Source organism: Neobacillus drentensis, from assembly GCF_036965645.1.
Lineage (GTDB): Bacteria > Bacillota > Bacilli > Bacillales > Cytobacillaceae > Neobacillus > Neobacillus drentensis_D.
The window spans coordinates 1-1,084 of record NZ_JBALPZ010000285.1 but is presented as its reverse complement, the minus strand read 5'-3'; the positions used below and the strand labels follow the sequence as shown (position 1 = coordinate 1,084).

At 37.4% G+C, this 1,084-nt stretch carries 1 protein-coding gene and 1 pseudogene; both read left to right on the top strand.

Features of this window, described 5'->3' with window-relative positions; all coding sequences use genetic code 11:
- Nucleotides 1-60: 60 nt before the first annotated feature.
- A complete protein-coding gene (locus V7266_RS30420) occupies nucleotides 61-696 on the top strand; it encodes a chloramphenicol phosphotransferase CPT family protein (protein WP_335473005.1) in 636 nt (211 codons plus the stop codon).
- Nucleotides 697-793: 97 nt separating this feature from the next.
- A pseudogene (locus V7266_RS30860) lies at nucleotides 794-880 on the top strand (GNAT family N-acetyltransferase); the annotation flags it as partial.
- Between the last annotated feature and the right edge of the window lie 204 nt (nucleotides 881-1,084).

Sequence of the window (1,084 nt, the reverse complement as noted above, 5' to 3'; positions counted from 1 at the left end):
TCTCTTCTACTCGACTAGCAAAATAAAACTGTTACATTTATGGTAAGAGGAGGAAACAGAGTGCTAAATACAAATCCATTAGGTAAGATCGTGATTCTGAACGGAACTCCTCGGTCAGGAAAATCAAGTATAGCAACTATTGTCCAAAATACGTTTGATGGAGTTTGGATGAATTTAGGTGTTGATAATTTTATTCGAATGACACCTCAACGCTACCAACCTGGAATTGGATTAAGACCTGGAGGCGAACGCCCTGATTTAGAGCCATTAATCGTTACCTTGTATCAGGCTATGTACGAATCTATTGCAGCACACAGTCGATTAGGTTTGAACGTTGTTGTTGATGTTGGACATCACGATAACTATTCATCTAGGAGGGGGATTCTTTATAAGTGTGTTCGTATTTTGAAGGACTTTCCCGTGTTATTTGTGGGTATCCGATGCCCCCTAAATGTTGTAATGGAGCGACGAATTGCGACTTGGAATAATAGCTACGCTGAAGATAGGTCTGTACCAAAACCCATTATGTTGTGGCAGAAGTCCGTTCATTTTCCAGGTATCTATGATCTGGAGATAGATACATCGGTTCTAAGTCCTGAAGAATGTGCAAATTTGATTCAAAAAAGATTAGAAGAGAATCCCATAAATACAGCTTTTAAGCGTCTTGAAGATATGATAAACGAAGAGACAAACTGAATTCGTTATTACTAACGGGTCAAGAAGGAGGTCGCCTTTTTTGTATTTTGCAAAGAAAGATTGTGAAATGATGTACTTAAACTATTGGGGCAGGTTAGCAAAATTTGGCTCAGTCAGTCAAAATAATATGGAAAGAGCGGGATTACGTATAGATTATACAAAGGCAATATGGGTTAAAAAGTAAGTTTCATCTTCAACTAACGTTGTAGCTTTACTTAATAAGCTGACCATAATAAAATGTGTTACCTAAAACTGGAAGCAACACCTTTTTTATTATTTAAAGTCATTCATATCTATGGAAGTTAGTTTAGCTAATCCAACGGTTTAGGCAATCTGAGAACCACACTCTGATCCAACGTGTTCCGTTTGTGATAAATCATTTAAGGCT